The 22,554-nt window shown below is 37.2% G+C and carries 23 protein-coding genes and 5 tRNA genes; 17 read left to right on the top strand and 11 right to left on the bottom strand.

Translation table 11 applies throughout. From position 1 onward, the window contains the following. From MSWAN_RS10580 to MSWAN_RS10515, 14 genes are all read left to right on the top strand, one after another. Positions 1-816, top strand: coding sequence for a CBS domain-containing protein (locus tag MSWAN_RS10580; RefSeq protein WP_013826641.1), 816 nt, complete (start codon positions 1-3; stop codon positions 814-816). A 181-nt stretch (positions 817-997) separates the two neighbouring features. Then, the gene (locus MSWAN_RS10575; RefSeq protein ID WP_013826640.1) at positions 998-1,948 is read left to right on the top strand and encodes a CBS domain-containing protein; all 951 of its coding nucleotides are present in this window, start codon (positions 998-1,000) and stop codon (positions 1,946-1,948) included. A 103-nt stretch (positions 1,949-2,051) separates the two neighbouring features. After that, on the top strand, positions 2,052-2,891 hold the full coding sequence (locus MSWAN_RS10570; RefSeq protein ID WP_013826639.1) for a CBS domain-containing protein: 840 nt from the start codon (positions 2,052-2,054) through the stop codon (positions 2,889-2,891). Positions 2,892-3,108: 217 nt separating this feature from the next. Continuing rightward, positions 3,109-3,915 (top strand): CBS domain-containing protein, encoded by an 807-nt coding sequence (locus tag MSWAN_RS10565; protein ID WP_265101170.1) that lies wholly within the window; start codon positions 3,109-3,111, stop codon positions 3,913-3,915. A gap of 39 nt (positions 3,916-3,954) precedes the next feature. Next, positions 3,955-5,169 (top strand): RNA ligase, encoded by a 1,215-nt coding sequence (locus tag MSWAN_RS10560; RefSeq protein ID WP_013826637.1) that lies wholly within the window; start codon positions 3,955-3,957, stop codon positions 5,167-5,169. A gap of 71 nt (positions 5,170-5,240) precedes the next feature. Then, positions 5,241-6,059 (top strand): prephenate dehydratase, encoded by an 819-nt coding sequence (gene pheA / locus MSWAN_RS10555; RefSeq protein ID WP_013826636.1) that lies wholly within the window; start codon positions 5,241-5,243, stop codon positions 6,057-6,059. Positions 6,060-6,243: 184 nt separating this feature from the next. Beyond that, the gene (locus tag MSWAN_RS10550) at positions 6,244-6,687 is read left to right on the top strand and encodes a hypothetical protein (RefSeq protein ID WP_013826635.1); all 444 of its coding nucleotides are present in this window, start codon (positions 6,244-6,246) and stop codon (positions 6,685-6,687) included. A 71-nt stretch (positions 6,688-6,758) separates the two neighbouring features. After that, on the top strand, positions 6,759-7,298 hold the full coding sequence (locus MSWAN_RS10545) for a PsbP-related protein (RefSeq protein ID WP_013826634.1): 540 nt from the start codon (positions 6,759-6,761) through the stop codon (positions 7,296-7,298). 632 nt (positions 7,299-7,930) lie between these two features. After that, positions 7,931-8,428, top strand: a complete 498-nt coding sequence (locus MSWAN_RS10540) for a KH domain-containing protein (RefSeq protein WP_013826633.1) — start codon at positions 7,931-7,933, stop codon at positions 8,426-8,428. Between the two features lie 153 nt (positions 8,429-8,581). Beyond that, on the top strand, positions 8,582-9,754 hold the full coding sequence (gene coaBC / locus MSWAN_RS10535) for a bifunctional phosphopantothenoylcysteine decarboxylase/phosphopantothenate--cysteine ligase CoaBC (RefSeq protein ID WP_013826632.1): 1,173 nt from the start codon (positions 8,582-8,584) through the stop codon (positions 9,752-9,754). A gap of 227 nt (positions 9,755-9,981) precedes the next feature. Continuing rightward, on the top strand, positions 9,982-10,878 hold the full coding sequence (locus MSWAN_RS10530; RefSeq protein ID WP_013826631.1) for a hypothetical protein: 897 nt from the start codon (positions 9,982-9,984) through the stop codon (positions 10,876-10,878). Between the two features lie 86 nt (positions 10,879-10,964). Then, positions 10,965-11,630, top strand: coding sequence for a hypothetical protein (locus MSWAN_RS10525; RefSeq protein WP_013826630.1), 666 nt, complete (start codon positions 10,965-10,967; stop codon positions 11,628-11,630). 68 nt (positions 11,631-11,698) lie between these two features. Further along, complete coding sequence (locus tag MSWAN_RS10520) at positions 11,699-13,453, top strand: tetratricopeptide repeat protein (protein WP_013826629.1); 1,755 nt, start codon at positions 11,699-11,701, stop codon at positions 13,451-13,453. Continuing rightward, on the top strand, positions 13,434-14,093 hold the full coding sequence (locus MSWAN_RS10515) for a hypothetical protein (RefSeq protein WP_013826628.1): 660 nt from the start codon (positions 13,434-13,436) through the stop codon (positions 14,091-14,093). The genes MSWAN_RS10520 and MSWAN_RS10515 overlap by 20 nt, the downstream gene beginning before the upstream one ends. A gap of 98 nt (positions 14,094-14,191) precedes the next feature. On the opposite strand, the gene MSWAN_RS10510 is transcribed toward MSWAN_RS10515, so the two are convergent. The 3 genes from MSWAN_RS10510 to MSWAN_RS10500 all read right to left on the bottom strand — a co-directional run bounded on the left by MSWAN_RS10510 (position 14,192) and on the right by MSWAN_RS10500 (position 16,666). Continuing rightward, positions 14,192-14,857, bottom strand: coding sequence for a fibrillarin-like rRNA/tRNA 2'-O-methyltransferase (locus MSWAN_RS10510; RefSeq protein ID WP_013826627.1), 666 nt, complete (start codon positions 14,855-14,857; stop codon positions 14,192-14,194). Positions 14,858-14,996: 139 nt separating this feature from the next. After that, positions 14,997-15,287: a hypothetical protein gene (locus MSWAN_RS10505; RefSeq protein ID WP_394295789.1), complete on the bottom strand. Its 291-nt coding sequence runs from the start codon at positions 15,285-15,287 to the stop codon at positions 14,997-14,999. Positions 15,288-15,445: 158 nt separating this feature from the next. Next, positions 15,446-16,666, bottom strand: a complete 1,221-nt coding sequence (locus MSWAN_RS10500; protein ID WP_013826625.1) for an NOP5/NOP56 family protein — start codon at positions 16,664-16,666, stop codon at positions 15,446-15,448. A gap of 63 nt (positions 16,667-16,729) precedes the next feature. Between MSWAN_RS10500 and MSWAN_RS10495 the strand changes: the two genes are divergently transcribed. From MSWAN_RS10495 to MSWAN_RS10485, 3 genes are all read left to right on the top strand, one after another. Continuing rightward, the gene (locus MSWAN_RS10495) at positions 16,730-17,632 is read left to right on the top strand and encodes a dihydroorotate dehydrogenase (RefSeq protein ID WP_013826624.1); all 903 of its coding nucleotides are present in this window, start codon (positions 16,730-16,732) and stop codon (positions 17,630-17,632) included. Between the two features lie 203 nt (positions 17,633-17,835). Beyond that, on the top strand, positions 17,836-18,633 hold the full coding sequence (locus MSWAN_RS10490; RefSeq protein ID WP_048188458.1) for a dihydroorotate dehydrogenase electron transfer subunit: 798 nt from the start codon (positions 17,836-17,838) through the stop codon (positions 18,631-18,633). A gap of 179 nt (positions 18,634-18,812) precedes the next feature. Continuing rightward, positions 18,813-19,883 carry an AI-2E family transporter gene (locus tag MSWAN_RS10485; protein WP_013826622.1) on the top strand — a complete coding sequence of 357 codons (1,071 nt, stop codon included), beginning with the start codon at positions 18,813-18,815 and terminating at the stop codon, positions 19,881-19,883. A 307-nt stretch (positions 19,884-20,190) separates the two neighbouring features. On the opposite strand, the gene MSWAN_RS10480 is transcribed toward MSWAN_RS10485, so the two are convergent. The 8 genes from MSWAN_RS10480 to MSWAN_RS10445 form a co-directional block, all read right to left on the bottom strand. Continuing rightward, on the bottom strand, positions 20,191-20,697 hold the full coding sequence (locus tag MSWAN_RS10480) for a CARDB domain-containing protein (protein ID WP_013826621.1): 507 nt from the start codon (positions 20,695-20,697) through the stop codon (positions 20,191-20,193). 78 nt (positions 20,698-20,775) lie between these two features. Beyond that, a complete protein-coding gene (hjc, locus tag MSWAN_RS10475; protein WP_013826620.1) occupies positions 20,776-21,183 on the bottom strand; it encodes a Holliday junction resolvase Hjc in 408 nt (135 codons plus the stop codon). Positions 21,184-21,309: 126 nt separating this feature from the next. Next, a complete protein-coding gene (locus tag MSWAN_RS10470) occupies positions 21,310-21,615 on the bottom strand; it encodes a hypothetical protein (protein ID WP_013826619.1) in 306 nt (101 codons plus the stop codon). A 408-nt stretch (positions 21,616-22,023) separates the two neighbouring features. Beyond that, positions 22,024-22,096: transfer RNA gene (locus MSWAN_RS10465), tRNA-His, on the bottom strand. A gap of 21 nt (positions 22,097-22,117) precedes the next feature. Continuing rightward, a tRNA-Leu gene (locus tag MSWAN_RS10460) sits at positions 22,118-22,202 on the bottom strand. A gap of 72 nt (positions 22,203-22,274) precedes the next feature. Beyond that, positions 22,275-22,349, bottom strand: a tRNA-Glu gene (locus tag MSWAN_RS10455). A gap of 47 nt (positions 22,350-22,396) precedes the next feature. Further along, positions 22,397-22,470: transfer RNA gene (locus MSWAN_RS10450), tRNA-Ile, on the bottom strand. A gap of 4 nt (positions 22,471-22,474) precedes the next feature. Next, positions 22,475-22,547, bottom strand: a tRNA-Asn gene (locus MSWAN_RS10445). Positions 22,548-22,554: the final 7 nt, after the last annotated feature.

Here is a 22,554-nt window from a genome sequence, read left to right as displayed (position 1 = left end):
GTGAACAACGTGGGAGAGATAATGACATCTGATCCTGTATCTGTTTCTGTTGACACCTACGCAACCAAAGTAAGATCAATCTTCAGAGAAGGTTGGTTTAGATCCATACCAGTTGTTTCAGGAAATCGCCTCGAGGGAATAATAACCCGGGGTGACATGATGAACATAACTTCAACAAAGTCAAGCATCGATGCTCGTGGGATAATGGAGCATCTGAAAGTCGTTGCAACCCCTGAAATGGACATTTCAGAAATCGCAAAAAAATTGTTAAACGCAGGGACAATACAGGCACCGGTTGTGGAATCAACAGAAAATATGAATCTTGTTGGAATGGTGAGTATTGGAGATATAATTAAAAAATTCTTGTATAATGGCGAAAAACCCAGAGTCCAAACACTAAGTGAATTGACAACAAAGAACGTTGTGACCTGTAATTATGACGATTTTCTATCCAAGATTTGGAACAAAATGGATGAAACTGGATTTTCAGGGCTTCCAGTCATTAAAAAGAAGAAGATGATAGGAATCATAACCCGGAAGGACATCCTGAACTCAGGACATGTCAAGATAGATAAAGAATCCAACGAGTCCAAAAGATCCATCCGCGTTGAAAGGGTCATGAGAACCCCACCAGTTGTTGTTACACCAGAAACTGGAGTTAAAGAAGCTGCCGAACTCATTGTGGAATATGATATTGGCCGCATTCCAGTTGTCACAAACCCAAAATACGTAAAAAAAGAGCCTAATCGGGCAAAAGAAGCCGATTTGGTAGGTATAGTTTCAAGGGAAGATATTTTAGGATCGTACTTAAATTGATCTTCACGATAAACATGTTACCACGTCACGTTTTTCGAACTATTTTTCGAATTTTCAGATCGTTTTTTAGATTTTTTAGCCATAGTACTGTAAGACTATGCTATGGTACTGTAAGACAGTGTTTCATTAGAATTGGTACTGTAAATGGTATTGACGTTCATCTTTCACAAGAGGTGTATTGATGAGAAAAAAAGAAACTATAAATATAGTAAAATCTATGGACAGAGGCCCAGTGGAGTTTGAATCCCACGCCTCAGAACACGAAGGCGATGTCATGAGCATCGCAAAGAAAAAGGTGGTCACAATCCCTCAAAGCACCACCATAAAAGAAGCCGCTGAAACGATGGTGAAAAACAAGTTCAGAAGGCTTCCAATAACGGATCCTGGAACAGGAAAAATCCTGGGACTTGTAACATCCATGGACATCCTGGACTTTTTAGGAGGAGGCGACAAGTACAAGATAGTGGAGCAAAAGTATCAGGGGAACTTTTTGGGAGCTATTAACGAATCCGTGAAGGAGATAATGACACGAAACGTTGAAATCTTAGGTTATAAAAGCTCTATAAATGATGCAATTACCAAAATGATTGATAAAGGTGTAGGAGCACTTCCTGTGGTTGATTCAGACAAAAAAATTGTTGGAATAGTCTCAGAAAGAGACTTCGTAACCTTACTTGCAGGAGTTCTCACAGACGAGGTTGTTGAAGACTTCATGACCACACCAGTCATAACAACAACCCCTGGAACCAGAATAGAAGGTGCATCAAAGATAATGGTAAGGAACAAGTTGAGAAGAATCCCAGTTGTTGGAGAAGAAAGAAGAACATCCCATCCTGAAAAGGATAAGATCGTAGGTATAGTAACAGCCACAGATGTTCTTGAATTAATCGGAAAAAACAACCTAATCAACAGGATGGTTTCAAACAGCGCAGAGGACATTTTGAACACAACGATCACAGACATCATGCATACAGATGTCATAGCAACCACCGAAAGAACGAGACTTGGAGACCTCTGCAATGCCATGGGAAAAGAAGGAATTGGAGGACTGCCTGTTGTCCAGAGAGAAGAATTAATAGGAATAATAACAGAGAGCGATATTCTGAAGGCCCTAAGCATGCAATGGGAATAAAAGGTTTGAGGGTGGGCCCTCATTCTTTTATTTTCACTGAATTTCAAGTAGAGATTCAATCAAATGTTTTTATGGGATTTAAATCCGTTAGGCGGAGGATATCATGAAAATTAAAGATGTAATGAATGATGAAGTGAGCGTGGTTCAGGAAAACGATCAAGTTGAACATGCAAGAAAACTCATGCTCAAACAAGGAATTAGCAGAATTGTTGTGGTTGACAACGAAGATAAACCCGTTGGAATGGTTACAGAGCGGGATTTAACCAAAAAAATGAGGGGAAACGGGCCAAAATGGAAAATGAGGCCTATAGATAAAATATCCATCAGGAGGGTCATGACCCCTGACCCAGTTACACTAACGCCTGAGGACGAACTCAGGGATGCGGTTGAACTCATGTTAAAAAAAGACATAAGTTCCATACCTGTTGTGGATGAAGAAGGCCTTGTGGGAATACTATCCAAAACAGACCTTCTCAAATTCTACACTGATAAATTTAACGGGCATTGGAAAGTTTCTGACCTTATGACTCCTGATGTTATAACCGTTAATGAAAATCATAGCATAGCACATGTTATAGGTATTATGGAGGAACATAAAATAGGTAAAATTGTTGTAATCCGTGACAATGAACCTGTTGGTATCATAACGCCTGAAAATATATCATTTGCACAGGTGGAGGATCCTGAAACGGGAATGAGTGTTGAAAAAATTTACTTCATAAGAAATTCTGAAGGAAAAAGCAAAAAGAATGTTAGAATGGTTTCAATGCTCACAGCAGGGGATATAATGAAAAATCATCTTGTTAAAATTTCTAAAGATGAAGATGCCTCCAAAGCTGCAGATATAATGGATGAAAAGAATATAAGTGGCGTTCCTGTTGTTGAAGGGGATGTTCTTGTGGGGATAATAACCAAAACAGACATAATTAAGGGTATCCAGTGAGATTGAGAAGGATATTTCAGTGATATATCCCATAAGATGGGATATTTCATGTTTTATCCTTTAAATAAGCCTTAAAAAAGGTAAAAAACAATTTTAATTATAAAAATAAGTTCATTAAAGAAAGTATATCATGAAAATAAAATTTAAAGCGTTAAAAATAAACCAGGAGTCTTTTAAAACAATTTAGTGAGGTATAAAGATGCATGTGAAAGATATAATGAAAGAAAAAGTTTTTCTTATAGATAAAGATCAAAACATCCACGATGCACTGAAACTCATGAAAAAACATAAAGTTTCAAGGCTGCCTGTTGTGAATACCAACAGTGACAACGTCAAAAAACTTGTGGGAATGTTAACTGAAAAGGATATAGCCATCCGCCTGAGTTCATCAAGGTACGGCAACCTTGCACCATCCCATTTTCATGTTTCAACGGTAATGAGCACAGACCTTGTAACAGTTGAAAGTGCCAGAAGCATAGGAAAAGCTGCAAAATCCATGATTGAGAATAAGATCGGTGGAATGCCTGTTGTGGATGACGGTGAGATAGTTGGAATACTCACAAAAACAGACTTCATAGAGATATGCCAGGGAAAACCATTCAACAACACAGATGTTGCAAGCAGAATGACAGAAGACGTTGTAACCGTCAGCCCAGAAGACAGGCTTGTTCACGCAAGAAGATGCATAATAGACAAAGAAATAGGAAGAATACCTGTATCTGAAGGAAATGAACTTGAAGGCATCGTAACTGCCAAAGACATAGCAAATGCCATGGTTTCATTTAGAAAAGTCGTTCCAGACAAACATCAAGCAGCAAGGATAAGAAACCTTCTTGTTGGTGATGTAATGACCCAGAACCTGAAAACAATAACTTCTGATGCTTCAATAGAAGAGGCATCCCAATTGATGCTTGAGAACAACTTCAGTGGAATTCCAGTTTCAGACGGTGAAAACAGGCTCGCAGGTATAATCACAAAAACGGATCTAATGAATCTTATCGTGGAGATGGAGGAGGTTTACTGAATTTCACCGCAGATAAAATGTCCAAACTGTAACTCCAAAATGGATGTAACGATTGGGAGAACAAACTCCCATAAAAACTTTTTTTTTAAATGTCGATCATGCAACTTTAGCTACGACCATACCTTACCTTCCTTCGTAAAAACCGAACTCTCAAAAATTGTTGGTTTAGAGTCCCATCAGCTGGAAAGGTCGTTTCAAAGGGGAAATATAAAATTCTACGATTCTCAAGGTGTGAATGCCCTTCAATTTCGAAAAAGGATACACAATATAGAATCCGGAACCATGATATGTTTTGGAGATGAAATTGAGGTTATAAGAGGGTTTCCAAAGATAAGAAGGACTCTGATGTTATCCCCTACCTTGAAGGATCATTTTACGGATGAAGTGGCCGTTGAAGAAAAGATGAACGGGTACAACGTCAGAATAGCCCTTGTAAACGGTAGAATAATTGCATTTACCAGAGGAGGGTACATATGTCCATACACCACTCGAAAAGCACCTGAAATCATGGATATGACTGATTTTTTCAAGGATCATCCTGAACTGGTAATATGTGGTGAGATGGTTGGAACAGAAAATCCCTATGTAACACATTACTACAAAGAGATTGGCAGTCTGGGGTTTAGGATATTTGATCTCAGGGAGAAGGTAACAAACCAACCAATGTCCCTGCATGACAAGAGGGGGATGCTTGAAAAATATGGTCTGCCATCTGTAAGACTCTTTGGAATTTATGGTGTTGATGAAGCCGTTTTTGAGGTGGGGGGTATCATAAAAAACCTTGAACAAACAAACAGAGAGGGCGTGGTTATGAAGGACCCCCAGATGCAGATACCTCCTTTGAAGTACACATCATCACATGCACATGCAGACGAGCTTAAATATGCATTCACATATCCATTTGACTTTGGAAGGCCATTTTTCTTCAGCAGAGTGATAAGGGAAGGTTTTCAAGCCTATGAACTGGACGAATCCGGAGAGGATCTTAAAAAGAGGGCTCAGAGACTTGGTGAAGCCATTTTGTACCCAATGCTTAATACAATAAAACATGTTTCTAAGGAGAAGGTGGCAGGGGAGGATCTGGTCATTCACGTTGATAGTTACGAGGAGGCTGCAGAGTTTGTTCACCACCTTCAGGACCTTGGAGTGGTTGCAACCGTTCACAACTTCGAGGATGGGAAAGCAGTTATAAGGAGAATACATCAATCTACAACTGACAGGATAACAAATTATCTTAGGGGTGGCCTATACTGATACTTACAAAACCAATAGCAACATCGGATGAAAGAAATTCTAACTATCAAAATAGATTTAAATCCAAAAAAATAGGATTTTTAGGTCCATCAGGGACTTTTACAGAGGAAGCGGCCTCCAAACTCAGGGGGGTGCTGGTTGCTTTTGATTCCATAGTCGGGGTTCTTGAAGCCGTTGACAAAGGGGAGGTTGACCTGGGTGTTGTACCCATTGAAAACTCTATAGAAGGCCCCGTTGGTATGACGCTGGACCTCATGGTTCATGATTACGATCTGAAGATAAGAAATGAAATAACAATCCCCATAAGTCATAAGCTTCTTGTGAACCCGGATGTTAAGGTGGAAGATGTTGATATTGTTTACTCCCATATCCAGGCGCTTTCCCAGTGTAGGAAATTTCTGGACAAGCTCGGGGTTGTGACCCATGCAACACCAAGCACATCTGCAGCTGCAGAGCTTGTTTCAGGTAAAAAAAATGCCGCAGCAATTGGAACAGCGAGGGCGGCACAGATATATGGTTTGAAAATTGCAGAGGATGATGTTCAAGATTACAAAAACAACGTAACCCGCTTTGTTGTGATTGATCACGGGGACCACAGCATGACAGGTAGGGATAAAACCTCCGTTGTTTTCTCCCTTATGAAAGATAAGCCTGGAGGACTATGTGAAATACTTGGAGAGTTCTCTAGAAAGGATATAAATCTTACAAAAGTAGAATCAAGACCTTCAAAAGAAAAATTGGGAAGATATATCTTCTTTATAGATTTTGAAGGCCACAGAGCCGATCCTGAAATCGGGAATATTTTAAATATCATAAAATCCAAGGTAGAATATATAAAAATATTAGGTTCATATCCTACAGAAGGAGAGGATTTACATAGTTTCAGATAAAGAAAAATTTACTAAAAGCTTAAAAAAGCTTGAAACAGAATTTACACAGGGTAAATTATCTAAACGGCAATATATTATCGAAAAAAAGGTTTTAGAAGATAAATTAGGTGCGGTTCTTGCTGTAGAAAGGGTTAAAAAACTTCAGGGAAAGGGAGATGAAAATGAACAGTCCCTTGACCAGTGGGTGACTCAGAAGAAAGAAAAGAAGGATATTGAGGAGAAAGAGGAACTCATTGAGAAGTTCGTAACAATGCCTTCACCAAAGGCTTCTAAAAGAAGATCCCTGAGCAAAAGAGCCCAAAAAGCAAAAAAGAAGGAAACTTCCAGGGTAAAATTGGCTGCCATAGCTTTCTTGGTTGTAGCTTTCCTGGTAGGCACAAGTTTAGGGGTATATTTCATGAAATCCCCAGCAGAAACCCCAAGTGTTTCAATGTTTATAAATGCAAGCGCATTTCCGGTGGCTACCAACACAACAAGTGTCATAACCAACAACACAACTAAGACCAACACGACCAAGACCAACACAACTAAAATAGCCACAACAAATGCAACGAATTCAGGCACAGGATCAAATAGTGGAACCACAAAAACTACAACTACAACTACAAATAGTACTCCTCAACCGTGATTAATAATCCCCTTTTTTATTCTTTCATGATCAAGTTACTAAAATTCTGAGGTAAGAGAAGGTGAAATAAAGTGAAAAAATATCCTTTTTTAGTATTAGCTCTTTTAATTGTTGTTGTATCTGCTTCTGGATGCGTTTCAAACCAGAATCAGACAAACGTGACAAGTTACTCTCAAAATAATGTTTCATTCAACTACCCATCGTCGTGGCAAACTGCAAATGCAACATCTCCAAATGCTGTTGCAGCAGTTGCAGATCCAAATACTGTTGATAGCAGTACCAAAGTCCCAACAACCTTAGTTGTTATCCAGAAATCAAACGCATCAACTGGATCAAGCCTTCAAACTATTTATAATTCAAACTATGCAACATTTTTCAACAACACAAGTTACCAGCGGGTGTCTGAAGGAAACATAACTGTTAGCGGATCAAATGCCCTTGAAAACGTTTACACAACCAACTCATCAACTGGAGCTCAACTGGAGATGAAGGCGGTGTGGATCTCACAAAACAACAATATTTATGTTATACTGTGCAGTTCACTGGCATCAGACTTCCAGAATCAGCAGTCTAACTTCGACACTATCATAGACAGCTTCAAAGCATCATAGTAAAAACCCATTTTATTTTTTTTAGGGTTTTTAACCTTTAATTTTTTTTATTGAAGGTTTAATTGGGGGATTTTAGGTTTTTAACTTTTATTGAGTGGATTTTAACTTTTATTGTGATTCATTTTTTAAAATCCAATAACCCCTTTTTTAATATTTAAAAATAAACGTCGTTCATAATTTCTTAAAACTAACATAGTTTCCTAATATTTTTTTAATACTTGATTAGGTTCGTGGTATATTTTTCCATCACCATGCAAAATTATATATTAGTGGCGACAATACAACTATATCTGTTATAGATAACATCTTTATAAGAAAGAGCAAGAGTCTTTAAAAGAGCCCATATTAATCTGCTTTTATTTTAGCTGCATCCGTGCGATGTACAAAATGAAGAATATCTGAACTCTCAATGAGTTTAAGGTAGGTTCTGCTACGACTTTAATTGAATAAACTATTATTTCATGGATAAACTATCCAGAAAGCAGCTCATGAACAAATTCTTTTAAATATAGATGACAAGTTTTAAGTGAAAAACGTGTTCATGACATCTTTCACGGTTTATAATTTAATTTGAGGGTTTATAATTTAAAAACTTTGATGATCATCAAAATAATAAGAAAGGAGGAATGTAAATGGTATTGCCAGTATGCGATGTCTGTTTGAAAAGTGGAATGTTATGTCAAGGGTGTGAGAAAAAGCTGAGGACAGGTGAGATAACCCAGCTTGATTTGGACATCGCAAAGATACTTTTCAAAGTCGGTGAGGGTAAGATTGGATTCAAAAGAACCATCGAAATTGGAGATATCGTCATAATCGTTACAGAGAAAGATCAGGTCGGAAAACTCATAGGAAAGAGTGGAAAAATTGTAAGGGAGATTTCCAGGACCGTTGGAAAGAAAATAAGGGTTGTTGGCGAAAACTCAGACCTCCGATCAGTTGCAAGAGACATACTTGCCCCAGCAAGGATATCCGGTATAAACATAGTTTACGGAACTGATGGGGATCAAAAATACAAAATAAGGGTTATGGGGGAAGATTCAAGGAAACTCCCAGGAAGACTGGATGTTCTAAATGACATCATAAAACAGTTGACAGGTGAAGAAACCCTTGTGGTTGTTGACAGGGATTAAGTATAATTTTTTATAAATTATAGTAATTACATACCCCTCAGGAATAATTACATACCATAAGGATTAACTAATACAAACTCGGTTGTGCATTTTAAAGTACAATTCAGTTGTATTAAAATTCAGTTTAATAATATTTGATTGGACGATGGTCATATGGAAATCGTGCTCTGTGTTACAGGAAGTATAGCTGCAATAGAATCTGTAAAACTTGCTAGAGAACTTAAAAGGCAGGGAGTAACTGTAAAATGCTTCATGAGTGATGATGCATGTGGTATAATCCACCCCCATGCAATGGAGTTTGCAACAGGCCAAGATGTGGTGGTGGAGCTTACAGGCGAGATTGAACACGTTAAATACGCGCAAACAGATCTCATACTTGTTGCACCGGCCACAGCAAACGTTATAAGCAAGTTTGCCTATAAAATTGCGGATAATCCTATAAACACACTTCTTATAACTGCATTTGGGCATAAAACCCCAATTATTTTTGTTCCATCCATGCACGAATCCATGTACACCGCAGTTGAAAGAAACATCCAGAAACTTAAGGATGAGGGAATAATTTTCCTGGAACCTAAAAAAGAGGAAGGAAAAGCTAAATTCCCTGATATCCACGATATAACCCTTCAAGCCCTCAGAGAACTTTGCCTGAACTCACCTGAATGCCAGAAATCCAACTTCAAGGGTAAAAATGTTCTTGTAAGTGCAGGTGCGACCTTCGAGGAAATAGACCCTGTTCGTGGAATAACAAACCGCAGCTCAGGTAAAATGGGAGTTGAAATAGCTAAAGATGCATTCATACGTGGAGCTGAGGTTACGATGCTCTGCGGAAAAATGGAAACACGTGTTCCAAAGCTATTTGACGTGGTTGAAGTTGAATCTACAGCTGAAATGCAGGACGAGCTTCAAAAACTCCTTCCTAAAACTGATGTATTTGTATCAGCTGCAGCAGTTTCAGACTTCACAGTGGATTCATCTGCAGAATCTACAGGTAAAATCTCATCAGATGAAGATTTAATACTTAAACTCAAGAGAACACCTAAAATAATAAGTTCTGTAAAGGAAATTAACCCTAAAATATATCTTGTGGGCTTTAAAGCAGAGTACAATGTTTCAAATGAGGAACTAATAGAATCCGCCCGTAAAAGAATGGAAGAATCTGGTGCAGACCTCATGATTGCAAACGATGTTGCAGTAGAAGGTGCAGGATTCGGATCAGATAAAAATGAGGTCATAATCCTTGATGGAAATGTTTTGACTGTTCCTTTAACATCAAAATCTGAAATTGCCCAGAGAATACTAGACAAAATCCTTGAGAATCTTTAATTTTTTCTTATTTTACTATTAACTGCTTTTTTTTATGAATTAAATCGGAAGTATTAAATATTGCCTTTTTAATACGAGATGTTAATTAAGACATTTTGGGAGATCTGGGCAATTCTATAATAATTTTGATTTCTGCATAAAATAATTTTATCAAATCATATCCCTTTTTTAAGAATTGTCCTAATCCTGATTCATGTTAAAAAACAGTTAATAAAAGGGTGATGTTCATGTCAAGGATAACATTTTTGGATAATGCTTCTCAGGGTAAGAACGATTGGTGGAGATACATTTTAACCATTATTATAAATTTGGTTGGTCCAATAGTTTTGGCAGTACTGATTACAATTATATTGGACTCCCTTCTTTATACAGGGTCTGATGTTGCAAGTTCCACATCTAATTTCTTTTTAAGTCCCCTTTTTGGGATTTTATTAAGTCTCGTATTGACGGTCATTTCATTTATGATTTTTTATCTTTGTATGAGGTTCATTCATGGAAAAAAGTTAATATCACTGATAAACACGACTTCAAATGTCAGCTGGAAGAAAATATTAAAGGGTTTTGGATTGAGCTTGGTTCTCATGGCATTTGGGGCTTTGATCTATTCAATAATTGATCCAGGGAGTTTTGAAGTAACCTTCAATCCAAACAATTTTGTTTTCATTTTAGCCCTAGTTTTGATAATAGCCCCAATCACGGCTTTTACCAGTAAACTGTTTCTAGGATATCTTCTGCAGGGTGCTGGACTGATTTCTAAAAAGCCCATAGTGCCTTTATTGATTACTTCACTTATCCTTATCATCCCTGCCCTCTCAACTTATGGGTCTGATTCAGTTTCCATTTTGAACGGTGTTATAATGGCATTTATATGGGTAATGGCCATGGGAACAATAGTTTTAGGGGAAAATAGGCTTGAAACAGTTGTGGGAATAGAAACTGGAACTATCATCTTTCTATCAGTGGTAGCAAACCCTTACGGCCTTCAGACCGTACCATCCATATTAACAATTCATTCAACCTTAAATCCTTTCTTGAATATTTTGATCTATGCTTTATACGCTCTGGCACTTTTAGTGGTTATTTTTTGGAACAAAAAGAGCAGAATGTACCGGAGATCAAACTAGAAGAGAATTTTTAATTTAATCCTACCAAATCACAAACCATATTAAATAACTTTTTGGATATTGTCCTAGTAAATAAGGTGAAAAAAATGGTTAATGATGATATGCTTTACTGTATTCAATGTGGCGGAAAAATTAAAAAAGATTCGGATAGATGTGAACATTGCGGGGCATTATTTGGAAAACCACTATCTGAAATAAAAAGAGAACTTAATGAAGAAAATGTTGATAATAACATCCATAATAAAATCAAATATTCCAATGTTCAGTCCGTAGGCAGATTAACTCTTTTCATGGTCGTAACTGCAGGATTCTATGAGTTTTACTGGTTTTATCGTAACTGGAAAGATCTTAAAGCCCATAAAAACCTAAATATTCATGTTAAGCTTAGAACTTTAGCAATGTTTGTTCCTATAGTTGACCTGTTTTTTGCTGGAAGCCAGTTCAAAAATATCAATGATTATGCGCGAGAATCAGGAGTTAAAATCTATTCATTTTGGTTTGTGTTTTTATTATGGGCTATTTTTGAATATATGTCCAGTGTATTAGGGGTTTTCGATGGTATCACAATGGATATTGTTTCATGGATATTAACTTTTGCTGTAGTTATTCCATTAATTATGGCTCAAAAGACACTGAACAGTTACTGGGAAAAGGAACAGGGAAATCTACCAAAGAGGAAAATATCTTATGGAGAAATTTTGGTGTTAATTTTTGGGATTCTCCTGACTATTATAGGATTATTTGGGAGTTAATACCTTAATTAAGCTCTTGAACTTTAAGATTGAAATTTCAATCTGTTAAATTAAAGGTGGTGATGTTTATGAGATTATCAAGAAGTTTCAATGGACTGTTGCTGGCCGCGGGTGAAACATTTACTGGAATGAACAGTCAAGAAAGGGCTTTGAAATTATTTAATCGGGTGATTTCCAGCGACCCAAAAAATTACAGGGCATGGAAAGGTAAAAGTGATGTTTATCAGAAAATGGAAAGATATGAGGATGCATTGAAATGTCTTGATAAATTAACAGATTTTTATCCTGAAAATGGACGAGCATGGCATAGTAAGGCTTACACTTACCAATTATTGGGTAATGATGAAGATAAAGATGTTTGCTATAAAAAAGCACTGAAATTTTACGGTAGAGATCTGGTAAAAAACCCTCATAATAGTGTGGAATTGTACAATAAAGCTTTAATTTTGTATATTTTTGAGAAATATGAAGAATCTTTAGAATTCTTTGACAAATCCATCAAAGAAGACCCTAAATATGCCCATTCGTGGCAATACAAAGGATTTGCTCTTAACAGCTTGGAAAGGTACGTTGAAGCACTGAAATGTTTCGATGAGGCTTTGAAACTGGATGCTGAGGATGTGGATACATGGATTGGCAAGGGCTATGCCCTTCAAAGCCTTAAAAAATATAATTTAGCAATGGCATGTTTTAACAGGGCTTTAGATTTCAAATCAAATTATTTAAAAGCTTATTATAATAAAGGATTTCTTTTAAGAGAGTTAAAAGAGCATGAAAAAGCAGTGGAGTGCTTTGATAAGGTCATAGAAATTGAACCAAAGAGCGGTTTTGCATGGTATCTCAAGGGATTATCATTTGATATGCTTAAAAAATACCATGATGCCCTAAACGCTTATGATGAAGCAATAAAAATTGATCCAAAGGATCCTGAATTTTTGGTTGTTAAATCATGGACATTAAAACATTTAAAAGAATATGAAGATGCTTTGAAACTGCTGGATAAAACCATTGAACTGGATTCTGGATATTACCATGCCTACGTTGATAAAGGACTGATCTTCAGTGAACTGAAAAAATATGAAAAATCAATTGAATGCTTTAATAAAGCAATTGAATTGAAAGAAGATGATTCAATTATATACCGTTCTAAAGGAGATGTTTTGGATAAATTAGGAAATTATCATGAGGCTTTAAACTGTTTTAATAAAACTCTAGAACTTGAACCAGAAAATGGTCTCAATTGGCATTCTAAAGCTTTAACACTGGAAAAAATGTGGAAAATGGATGAATCAAAATTCTACTTTAAACGTGCAATCGAATGTTACGATGCAAAACTCACCAAAGATCCAGAAAATAAGTATACACTGGCTAACAAAGCTTCAGCTCTGGAAGAACTTGGTAAATATGCTGAAGCTTTAGAATATGTGGACAAAGCACTGGAAATCGATGCTGATTATGATTGGGCTTTGAATTTAAAGGGTGAGATTCTTCTGAAAATGAAGCAGTATCATGAGGCCCTCAAGTACATTGATGAAGCCATTCAACTGGAAACTGAAGATGAAGAATATTACTACAACAAGGGAAAGGTTTTGTGTGCTTTGAAACAATATGGAGGGGCTCTAAAACTATTTAATAAATCTATAAAATTGGATCCAAAATGTTACAGATCCCTGTATGCTAAAGGGGTTGTTATGGAGAAGATGGGAAATCCTGAAGAAGCATTGAAATGCTACAAAAAAGCTTTGCAGATAAATCATTACCATAAAACTGCCAGAAAAGCCAAAAAAATATTGGAAGTGAGGTATGAGTTCGACAAATTCTAAAGTAGAAGGTTTAGACGGTAAAATGGTCAATGTTGATGAGATACAGCCCTATCCATTCACCAAATTAACTATCATATCCTATGCATTTCTTATTCTAATTTTAGGAACAGGTATTTTAAATTATATAAGATTTAGTTCAGATACACTTTCCATTTTAAGGACCATTGCTTTAGCATGTCTAGCTTTTTCAGCGATGTATATTGTAAGGAAGGAACGCCCAAGTGTAGAATGGAAAACGTCTTTAGGGGCGGTTTTTCTATCACCTATTTTCATAGTGTACTTTTTTTTGAATGAAATTATAAAAAATTCAAAAACCGGAAAAATCAAGTTTTATATGATGTTATCTTTGATATTCATTGTGGGATTTGTCCTTCTTCCGTGGATAATAGGTTTTCCAATTATAGATATGTTTATAAAGTTTTCAATTGCAAATTTTGACTTCTATGTGGTGGTAATATGGTTTAAATATTTATTAAATGTATTTTTAGGTCTTATAATCATAGTACTGGGTCCAATATACCTTATGGTCAATGGAAAACATCCTAGGGCAGAGAAGCATAGTGGGATAATAATTTGGACGCTAATAATTTATTTCCTGATTAACATAACTTACTTCCGCTGGTTTTTACTGCCATCATGAATGATGGTTGTAATGGAAACCCGATAAGCACTGATGAAAGTATAACAGGGCCTAATTGGCTGAGTTTATCAATAAAAAAAATATTTTTTTATAAAATATTAAAACGCAGCCTCACCCACAAAGGCCATGTGGTCTTTTTCATAGGGTTCGAGGTTGATCTTCTCAAGCACCCTGAAGCCTCCGGATTTTAGCTTGGATTCTTCTGCCTTGAAAATCTTTTTAGGACTCTGGGTAACGTCGATGCTTCTGGCCTTTATCATTATGATTCCTATTCCCTCAGGTTTCAAAAACAGGTGCATGTTGTCCAGGAAAAGCTCTGACTGTTTGGGTTGTGCCACGTCACTGTATAACACGTCCACCTTTGGAACCATCTGAATGTAGTTTCGAGGTTTGGTGGCATCGTCCAGAAGTGGAATCATATTTTCCCGGATTCTGCACAGTTCCACCAGGTCACGTACCATCCTTGGTGAAAATTCCACACTGTAAACCAGACCATTTTTTGTGATATCTGAGATGTGTGAAGGTGTTGTACCGGCTGATGCACCGAGATAAAGAACATTTGAACCTTCTTTAAACGGAAAAGTTTCCATACCATTTAGGATGGCTGCAGCAAGCTTAGACCTTCTGGGGTCCCATATCCTGTACTCTTTATTATCTAACTCCATTAACTTCTCACCGTAAACCTTTATACCTGGTTTGAGGTTTTCTGTGGCTATATGATCCTCTAATATGTATACGCCAGGGAATTTGTATTTTATATCCATTTCTAGTTCCTCTTTTAGAATAAGTTCTTAAAAATCCTTTTTTTAGATGAAATTTATTTATGGTTCCATAACAGAATTTTTATTTACTCTTTTTTTGTCCATGATTTGTATCATGTTTTTGAAATTTTATTTTATGCAGCTATTTCTTCATAATACCACATTTTTCCATTATACCATCCAGAGTTTCCCTAAGCTCCCTTTGAGATTCATAAACAGTTTTTTTGATGGCATCTGCTTCTTGATCTATGTTTTCAAGGACTTCTTTGGTACGTTCATGGTTCTCATCCATGATGTATTTTAGCCTCTGGAAATTTTTCTTGAGCCGTTTTTCAACACGCCTGGAAAACAGGATTGCAAAAACTGCCAGAATAATTGAAAGAATGCTTGATATAATTGATACTATTATAACGATCTCGACCAATACACTCACCTATTTTCAATAATATTCTTTGAACTGCCATATTGGCACACAAGATTCAAACAGATACACCACTGAAGTATAAAGATCAAGAAAAGGTTGAATTCGTAGATTACAAAGGCAGTTTCTACGAGTTAATCCAGTTTCACTGCAATCTGGTAATTACAATTTCAGTAGTAATCGCTGATTTTCTTTTTATACTTGTCTCTCTTCTTCCTTTTCTTTGTTTTTTCTTTTTTATCCGGTTTTAAGCTTTTAGTACTTCTTTTTGGGAATGGATTGGCCTTTGTTATTTCTTCAACCCTCTTTTGGAAACTTTCCTTTATCTGGGGATCGTAATCTCCTGAAAAAACATCTTTACGAACTGCTAATGATATTTTTGATGCCAAAGTTCTGGCAATTTTACCACGAACCCACCATTTGGCACCCCTGACTTCAGGATGCTGGAATATGAGCCCGTGTTTTGGCGGGCGCTCACCAGTCTTAAGATGTCTGAAAAGAGCTTTTTCAGCTCCTAAAACCTGAACTGTGCCGGATGGAAGCATTGAAAGCCTTTTAATACTCCCAACGTGGGCTATGAGTTTTGCACCAAGGGAAGAACCGCATAGATCCCGTAAGTTGGGTGCAATTTCCTCCATCTTGGCATCAACGTAGTCTGTGATGGATTTTTTTGATTCTTGAGTGGATTTTATCGAGGCTGCAAAACCCTGGAGCACAGAAAGGTCCAGTTCGTTTATTTCAGCACCCATACTCCTTTCTATACTTTTTTTAAATCCCATATCAGAATTTAAAAGTCCCGAATCAATTATAGCGTCTCTGTGACCGTGGTCTGCAATTAGTCTGACGTAATTTTCATGGTTTTTAACCCTGCCAAATTCTGGGAAGTGTACTGCATACCATTCCCTCAACCTCTCAACTAACTTACCTGTTGCCTCGTCCAGATCGTCTATTGCATTTATAGCCTGGATTAAAAGCAAGTCTTCAGCTTCTGAAGCTTTCTTCAATTTTTCTTCGGTTAGTTCAATTGAAAGGTCGTGAATTATCCTGCCAAAATCATCTTCTGACTCTAAAAAACCAGCTTTAAGAAGGATTTCAACTATATTTGACCTTAAAAATTCCCCTCCAGTGTTAGGAGTTTCAAATTCAAATTTAGGATTGTCTTTGAGATTTTTATATCTTGAATGGGGAATGTTGGTTTCTATTACAACTTTGTCATGTTTTTTTACGATTCTTTTTAGTACTGACTCTTCTTCTTTGGTTAAATTTCCATTTTGTACGTTTGTGAGTCTTTCTGCAAGTTTGCCCCGTGGGAAAAGTTCATAGTCTATGAGGGTACAATTTTCATCAAGAACTATAAAACCTGCAAAACAACATGTAAGATAACACTTCATAAATCTAATGTGTAATTTTCAAGATTTAAACTTTCTATCACAAGGTTATAAGTAGGTGAATTCATGCTGGAAACGGAACTATGCAATATTAAAATGAAAAACCCCACCATGCTGGCAGCAGGAGTGCTTGGGAGCACAGCAGCTTCACTTAACTGGGCTGCAAGAAGTGGGGCGGGGGCTGTTGTAACAAAATCATTTGGATTAGTGCCAAACAAGGGTTACGTTAATCCCACAACTGTGGAGGTGACAGGAGGGGTCATAAATGCCATTGGACTCTCAAACCCGGGTGTTGAAAACTTTGAGGGGGAACTGAAAAAACTCGATGGATCTGTTCCTGCTGTTGCATCGATCTACGGGGCTAACCCCCATGAGTTTTCGGTGATAGCCGGAAGGATCGATGGAAAAGTAGATGCAGTTGAACTCAACGTATCCTGTCCCCATGCAATGGGAGGATGCGGAGCCGCAATAGGTCAGGATCCAGATCTAACTGCAGAAATAGTCAAAGCTGTTAAGAAGAATGTGAGATGTCCGGTTTTTGTAAAACTTACACCAAACGTCACGGACATAGTTGAAGTGGCAGTAGCTGCAGAGAAGGCAGGCTGTGATGCCCTGACCATGATAAACTCCCTGGGACCGGGCATGCGCATAGACCTTGAAACAGCTAAACCTATACTCAGCAATCGTTTTGGTGGAATGTCAGGACCTGCTGTAAAACCTGTCGCACTTCGATGTGTTTTTGATGTTTACGAAGCTGTAAACGTACCAATAATTGGTGTTGGCGGCATAACTGACTACAAAGACGTTGTTGAATTTTTATACGCCGGTGCAAGGGTTGTACAGGTTGGAACAGCAGTCATGTACCATGGATTGGACATATTTGCAGATCTTTGCACTGGACTTGAGAAGTTTATCATTGAAAAGGGTTACGACTCTGTTGAAGAGATGGTGGGATTGTCCCATTTATGAAACCAACATAAACTGCAATAACTGTGATGAATGTTGATTAAATGAATAAGGAAGGAGTCACGGATTTTAAGAAATGGTTTACTGGAATTATTCGAAGGAATAATCTGCGTTGATGGTTATTTAAATAGTCTGCGTTGATGGTTATTTATTGATTATAAACTGTATTGGAATTATGATGGTTAAAGGATAAAGGTATGATATTTATGCACGTTCCAAAAGTTCTTGAAATAAAAAGGATAATAGAAGAAACCCCAACAGTTAAAACATTTATTTTTGATTGGAAGGTGGAAGATGAGGCTCCAGGCCAGTTCATGATGGTATGGAACTTCAAGGATGAAAAACCCATGTCCATTTCCATAATAGACTCTGTGAAGGATGAAATTGGAATATCCATTAGAATTGTGGGTAAATTCACAGAAGCTCTTCACAATATGAAAGTTGGGGATAAACTGGGCCTCAGAGGACCTTATGGACATGGATTCCAAATGAAAGGTTCAAAGATCCTTGCTGTGGGTGGAGGCATAGGAATGGCTCCGATAATAGCTTTTACTGAAGAAGCATGTCGTAGAGGAATGAAAGTGGACGTTGTAAGTGCAGCAGCAACTGCAGACGAGCTGGTATTTACAGAAAGAATTGAAAAATCCGGAGCTAAACTTTTAACCTGCACAGATGATGGTAGTCAAGGGTTCTGCGGCTTTGGTACCGATCTGGCTGAAAAAGCATTATTAAAAAATGATTATGATATGGTTGTTACCTGCGGTCCGGAGATCATGATGAAAAAGGTATTCCAGCTTGTTGATAAGTTCAAGGTTCCGGCACAGTTCTCACTGGAAAGATACATGAAATGCGGTGTGGGCATCTGCGGACAGTGCTGTGTTGATGATGTTGGATGGAGAGTATGCGTTGAAGGTCCGGTATTCTGGACAGATGAGGTTAGAATGATATCTGAATTTGGAAAGTACAGGAGAGATGCTTCTGGTGTAAAACATCAGATGCCATGATACATTCGAAATACTTTTTTTTTAATTGTCTATGTAAACTATGTAAGTCATGTTAAAATTTTCAATCGATGGGTACTATAAATTGGTGTACCATAAATCATATTAAATAATTTCATTATCAATGATTGGAAAATTCATACTTTTTTATAAAGATTAAAATTATACACGGTGATAAATAAATGATTTACAAATTAAAAGGAACCTTAGCATCTGCTATTTTTGTGGTTTTATTACTTCTCGTACTGTCCCTCTTTGTTTTAACTCCCATGCTCAGTATTATAATACTTGGGGCTCTTTTTGCATATGGTGTTAGGCCATTATCCCGAAGAATGGAACCTTATCTTAAATTCAGGTCCTTTGCAATAGTTTTGGCAATGATAATTATTATAATCCCCCTTATAGCCGTTTTGGCCCTTTTTATAAGTACTATTATACAGGCAACCCCTGCAATAATTGTATCTTTGAAAAGCATTAATTTAAGTAGCATAAGCAGTACAAGCATCCAGAATTATCCTGTTGTTAACCATTATCTGCCTGCAGGATCCCCGTATCTCACATCTGTTCTTAACTCACTTGATGTAGCGGCGGCTGATATCCTTAAAAGTGTGACTGAATATCTTTTCAAACTCCTGGAATCTGTACCAATGGTTGCACTTGATCTTTTCATATTTTTTGCATCAACCTTCTACTTTGCAAGGGATGGTGACAAACTCTGGGAGTACATTGTTTATGCAGTACCGGAAAACCTCGAAAGCTACTTCAAAAGACTTTCTGAGGAAATAGATAGAGTTTTAAAGAGCATATTTGTTGGACACTTCCTCACAGCCATTATAACAGGTACAATAGCGGGTATTGGGTTTGGAATACTTGGATATCCATATCCTCTGTTCCTTGGTGTGCTTACTGGATTTTTCCAGCTCATACCCATTATAGGGCACTGGCCAACAATTGCTGCTCTGGCAATCTACGATATATTCATTGGGAACTACATAAGGGCAGTTGAGGTTTTGGCACTGGGAACTTCTTTAAGCATAATTGATGTTTATATAAGGCCCAAACTTGCCGGTAAATATGCAGATATTCATCCTTTGATATTTTTATTGGGATTCCTTTGCGGACCCATAGTAATGGGTGTTGTTGGGTTTATATTAGGGCCATTAATTCTTGGTGTGACTTACGCTGCAGTTGTTGCCTATAAAAAGGGTGATAATAGTTCTGAAGAGGTTGAAAAGGTTGAAATTAAACCTTAACTGAGCTAAAAATAGGAATAAGAATATTAATCCATTAACTTAATCCCATTAATGTTGGTTATATAAAAATTAGCATAGATTAAAGATTTAGCTAAAGGAAACATTCAAAAAATACAGTTAAACAGCTTAATCAGCTTTGGGTTTAACCAGCTTAATCAGATTAGTTAAAAGATTGATCCGAACTTGAGTTAACAACTTAAGTCAAAGAAAAAAAGGGAAATAACCCCTAAATCCCTTAATGACAGAATAATTCAAGGTCAGGCCACTAAAGGTCAAGGGTTCTAAAAGTTTACTAAAAATTTACCATTTATACCAATTTTATTTCCAGTTTGTTGGCGTTTAAGGAATATGTTGAACCTTTGGCATCTGTGTATGTCACTGCAAACCCTCCGATATAAAATGGGTTGGATACGGTTGCATTAGAGCTGAAATCCTCTTGAACTTCTTTATCTGTGGGTATGTGTATAATGTACTGGAAGTTTTTGCTTTCACCAGATTTTAGGGTTCCTAGAGTTTTATCAAAATTTTGGTCGAGGGCTTTAACATTGTACACGGTCTGACTGCCAGTGTTGGCAATGGTGTAATTGATGGTTATGTTCTCACCTTTATGAGCTGTTGATGGTCCTTTTTGAGTTGCCAACACTTGAATTCCAGATACTGTTGTATTAGATGTATTCGATTCGTTCGTTTGTGTGGTATTCTGTTCTTGAGCTATACCGTCATTAACGGTGTTTGTTGTAAATACAATGGCAGCTGCTCCTGCAATTAAACAAATAAAGATCACTAAAACCAGTATAGTTATTTTTCGATCCATTTAAACACCTTCCCTGAAATTTTAGTCTATGTTACAAATTATCGTATACAATCGTATACAAATTGATATATAAATTGATCAGAATTTCATCTGCCTGTCTTTCCCAATAATCTCATCCAGTTCCAGACCTTTTTCCAGTACCAACTCTCTGTCTACCCTGTAATTTCCGTTTTTAGTTTTTTTCAGGTCTTCTAATTTTAAAAACCGCCATTTCATGTAGTTGAACTTGGCTCCAAGGTAGGGTTGGGCTCCAAAAGTCCCTGAAAACTCTAGCAGGCCCTCTATTTTTGGAGAATCGATATATATTCTGTCTTTTGAGGATGATTTAACTTCAATGGCCAGATAGATCTTTCCATTACCTGCAATCACATCAGGAAGAGGTTTTTTAGTTGCACCACCTGATGCTGGGGCTCTCATGGCTGCACAATCTGCATCCCATAACATTTTTACGAGGTCTCTTTCTTCCTTTGATCCTGTTTTGCTCATATTAATCAGACTTTAAAATAATTTGGACATCAAAATTTAATTTTTAAAATATTTTTTGAAAAAATAGTTATTCCCCATTATTTCACTATGTAACCATTATTTCACCAGGTATCAATTGAAACACAGTTATTGAATCTCATAACTTTCCACTTTCTCAGCGTGGAACGTGCCGTTTCTGGTGGTGCTTTTCATCCATTCTACTCGGGCATCTTTGATGACAATAGTTCTATCACCAAATATTATGTCCACGTTTATTCCGGAATGGCTTTCAAGGGGATTTGTTGTAATAAATCTTGAAAATGTTCCAGTGTATCGGTATTTATTCTTAACAAACCATTGCGTTAAGTTGACCCCATCCATATGCCCTATTTTTTCCCCGTTTTGTATAACATCACATTTAATCGAACCACAAGTTCTTTCCATTTTTATCATGACTGCCACAACACTGCTAAGTTAATAGGTAACTCATATAAAAGCAATTCTGTAGAATATTGTATAAGTAATTTTTCTAATTCAATGTGTATTGTCTTTAATTCCTGTTTTAATTTTCAAGCACTATAGAAAAACACTATCAACAAAAAAATGGTAGCTAACTTAGATAGTAAACAAAATGGAAAATTTATCAGAATAAGAATACAGAATAGGAAATAAAATGGCATAAAGACTTCTGATATCATTTAAAAAAGTTTTGACTTCAGAAGTTTTAGTAAACTGACTGGAAAAGACGTAGATCATCCGTAACCAAAGAAAACTGAAGAAGAAACATATAAGAATAAGTTTTATAATTCTCAAATTTAGGTTTAAAAAATAGTAGTTTTGACAATTGTTTGGTAATATTAAGGCCGGGGCCGAGATTCGAACCCGAGTCGCGGGATCCACAGTCCCGTAGGATAACCACCTACCCTACCCCGGCATATGAAATTTATCTTTTGAGTGCGGGGGCAGGGGTTCGAACCCTGGTAGGCCTATGCCAACAGGTCCTAAGCCTGTCCCCTTTGACCTGACTCGGGCACCCCCGCAATTGCACATTGCATGGTATGTTGTTAGAATGATCTAAAATCATTTCAAACTAAAACTTCAAAATTTAAAAATGCTCCGGCCGGGATTCGAACCCGAGTCTTCGGCTCGAAAGGCCGAAATGATTGGCCGGACTACACCACCGGAGCAATTATTTATCGAATTTTCAAATAATATTTTATTAATGAATACAAAATGGGCCCAATGGGGTTCGAACCCATGGCCGCCCGGTTATGAGCCGGGCGCTCTACCTGGCTAAGCTATGGGCCCAGAGCGCCGCCGACAGGGCTCGAACCTGTGACCAATCGATTAACAGTCGAACGCTCTACCTACTGAGCTACGGCGGCAGAATGC

Source organism: Methanobacterium paludis, assembly GCF_000214725.1.
GTDB classification, from domain to species: Archaea; Methanobacteriota; Methanobacteria; order Methanobacteriales; family Methanobacteriaceae; genus Methanobacterium_C; species Methanobacterium_C paludis.
Note: the sequence above shows the minus strand (reverse complement) of the source record. Positions and strands in the feature narration are given on the sequence as shown.